This is a genomic window from Acidovorax sp. LjRoot204, assembly GCF_056175785.1.
In genome coordinates, this window is sequence record NZ_JBGFFF010000282.1 from 1 (window position 1) to 2,933 (window position 2,933).

The 2,933-nt window shown below is 63.4% G+C and carries 3 protein-coding genes and 1 pseudogene; all 4 read right to left on the minus strand.

What is annotated here, in order from left to right; all coding sequences use genetic code 11:
• A pseudogene (locus AC04MI_RS24450) lies at positions 1 to 547 on the minus strand (flagellum-specific ATP synthase FliI); the annotation flags it as partial.
• The gene (locus AC04MI_RS24455) at positions 531 to 1,271 is read right to left on the minus strand and encodes a FliH/SctL family protein (protein ID WP_476498955.1); all 741 of its coding nucleotides are present in this window, start codon (positions 1,269 to 1,271) and stop codon (positions 531 to 533) included. The gene AC04MI_RS24455 and the pseudogene AC04MI_RS24450, both read right to left, overlap by 17 nt.
• Positions 1,258 to 2,253 (minus strand): flagellar motor switch protein FliG, encoded by a 996-nt coding sequence (fliG, locus tag AC04MI_RS24460; RefSeq protein WP_056065732.1) that lies wholly within the window; start codon positions 2,251 to 2,253, stop codon positions 1,258 to 1,260. The genes AC04MI_RS24455 and fliG overlap by 14 nt, the downstream gene beginning before the upstream one ends.
• 36 nt (positions 2,254 to 2,289) lie before the next feature.
• Positions 2,290 to 2,933, minus strand: a 644-nt coding sequence (locus AC04MI_RS24465) for a flagellar M-ring protein FliF C-terminal domain-containing protein (protein ID WP_476498954.1), incomplete at its 5' end; no start/stop codon positions are given.

Below are 2,933 nucleotides of genomic sequence, written 5' to 3' on the forward strand. Positions count from 1 at the left end.
GCCCTACGGTCAGCAAGGCATTGATGGCGCGCACGCCAGTATCCAAGGGCTCACGCACCGGATCCCGATCCATGGCATTGATCTGCCGCCGCCCCATGGGCTCCGACACGACATCCTGCACYGGTCCACCATGGTCGAGGGGCAGGCCTTGCGCATCCACCACACGGCCCAACAAGCCGTCGCCCATGGGCAAACGAAGCACCCCGGCGCGTTGTACCGGCCGGGGAGGCTCGCCCAAGCGAGGCATGGGGATATATGGCGCAGCCGGCACCACACTCGCGCCACTGGACAGCCCATGGATATCGCCCGCCGGCATTAAAAACGCACGGTCGGCAGAAAACCCCACGACCTCAGCCAATACCGGCGCGTGCCCCGGCATTTGCACCATGCACTGCGACCCCACAGGCACGCGGATCCCCACCGCCTCCAGCACCAGTCCCGTCAGTCGGGTCAGCGTACCCCGCGTCTCCAACGGCGCCCCTTCGGCCACGCGCTCGCGCGCGTCGTCCATGAAGCGGGTCCAGGCAGAGTCAAGGTCGACGGTCATCGCCATCCCCACGCGTCTCGTCATCCCAGGGTGACTGCAGCCCCAGCGACGCAATGGCACGCTGCCACCGTTTGTCGATGCTGCCATCAACGACCGTGCCCGCCGACTCCACCATGCAGCCGCCAGCAGGCACCGCGCCATCCGCCATCCACTGCACGCCAGGCGCATTGATCTCTTCGCGCAGAGGCTGGGCCATGGCCTCCATATCCTCCGGATTGAGCCGGACGGTGGCAGGCCGCCCTTCAGTGACCAGCATGCCCACGGCCTCCCGCACCACCGGCAACAAGGCATTGGGATTGACCGACAGTTCCTGGCGCACCACCTGGCGCGCGATGTCACACGCCAGCTCCAGCACCTGCTGCGCCATGTGCTGCTGCATGTCGATCAGGCTGGCTTCCAGTGTCTGCAGCACGCTTTGCATGCGCTGTGCCGCCTCTTGTCCCTGCTGGGCAATGTATTCATCCATGCGGCGCTGCCACTCGAGCGCCGTCTGCGCCTGCCCTTGGGCAAAGCCCTCTGCATACGCATCGTCGCAAGCCTGCTGGACAAGCGCCTGCTGTGCCGCTTCATCCAGCTCGGCGGGCAGCTCCGCCACAGGTTCCGGCTCGGGCTCTGGCTCGACCAGATCGGAGCCGTCTACCGCGGCAAACTTCCACTGCTTGAAGTCGCCGACTTCCTCGCTGGGAATGAACCGCGAATAGGACCGCTGGTTAGACGAAGGCATCATCACCACCGCCTCCGATCACGATCTGGCCTTCGTCAGACAGGCGACGCACCGTCTTGAGGATTTCCTTCTGCTGCGCCTCGACCTCGGACAGCCGCATCGGGCCGCGCGATTCGAGGTCTTCGCGCAGCGCGTCGGCTGCACGCGAAGACATGTTGGAGAGGAATTTTTCGCGCAGTTCGGGCACTGCGCCCTTGAGAGCCACGATGAGAGTTTCGGATGCCACTTCCTTGAGTACCGTTTGAATGGCCTTGTCGTCCAGCTTGAGAACATCCTCGAACACGAACATCTTGTCCATGATCTTCTGCGCCAGGTCAGGGTCGTAGCCCCGGATGGATTCGAGCACCACGGCGTCCATGTTGCCGCCCAGCAAGTTGATGATTTCTGCGGCAGCCTTGACACCGCCCAGCGAACTCTTGCGGATCTTGTCCCCGCCCGCCAGCACCTTGAAAAGCACTTCGTTCAGGTCCTTGAGGGCTGTCGGCTGGATACCTTCGAGCGTGGCCACACGCAACAGAATTTCGCTACGCTGGCGATCCGTCAGGTGCATCAGGATGCCCGAGGCCTGGTCGCTGTCCAGATGTACCAGGATGGCAGCAACGATCTGCGGGTGCTCGTTACGCAGCAGTTCAGCCACTGACAACGGATCCATCCACTTGAGACTCTCAATGCCCGAGACATCTCCGCCCTGCAAGATACGGTCGATCAGCAGTCCCGCCTTGTCATCGCCGAGCGCGCGCTTGAGCACAGCGCGCACGTAATTGCCGGTGTCGGATACCAACAGGCTTTGCGCTGCGGCCGCGTTGGAGAATTTGTTGATGACCTCGTCCACCTTTTCGCGCGACACCGAGCGCATGCGCGCGATGGTCTCGCCCAGCTTCTGCACCTCTTTGGGCGAGAAATGCTTGAACACCTCAGCCGCCTCTTCCTCGCCGAGGGACATCAGCATGATGGCGGCATCGTGGAGTCCTTGGTCGTCCATGGTCGTGGTCCGTGCAATCGGTAGCGGTAGAGGCGACTAAACGGGCTCGCCGTTCAGCCAGGTCTTGAGAATATTGGCGACCGCGACCGGATTCTCCTTGGCCAGCGTGCGCGCATCTTCCAGGCGCAGCTGCTCGGGGGTCGCGGGCAACACTTCGTCCTTGCGGGCGGGCGCTGCCAATGCCGGGCGCTCGGGTGTCTCCGCCTCCAGCGCGTCCAGTTGCCCACCTGCCACCGGCTTGGCGGCACTGGCCTTGGCCGGCGCTGTGCCCTTGAGCGCAGGACGCACCAGCCCCATCAGCACCAGGGCAGCAAAAAGAACCGCACCTACCGGCCAGGCAAAGGTCTTGGCCAGATCAACCACCTCAGGCTGCTTCCACAGCGGGGTGTCTGTGGTGGGCACTGCAGTCACCTGGAACGGCGTATTCATCAGATTCACCGAATCACCGCGTTCGCGGTTGAAGCCAATGGTTTCACGCACCAGCGCCGTCATCTGCTCGATCTGCTCGGGCGTCAGCGCCTTGGTCACGGTCTTGCCCTTGTCCTCGGCCGACTGGTAGTTGACCACGACCGCAGCACTCAGCCGCTTGACTGCGCCTGTACTGCCACGGACCACTTTCACCGTCTTGTCCACTTCATAGTTGGTGGTGGACTCGCGCTTGTTGGACTGCTCCTCAGTCC

Coding starts and splice junctions, on each gene's coding strand:
- AC04MI_RS24455 (WP_476498955.1), bottom strand. CDS start 1,271: ATGCCTTCGTCTAACCAGCGGTCCTATTCGCGGTTCATTCCCAGCGAG.
- fliG (WP_056065732.1), bottom strand. CDS start 2,253: ATGGACGACCAAGGACTCCACGATGCCGCCATCATGCTGATGTCCCTC.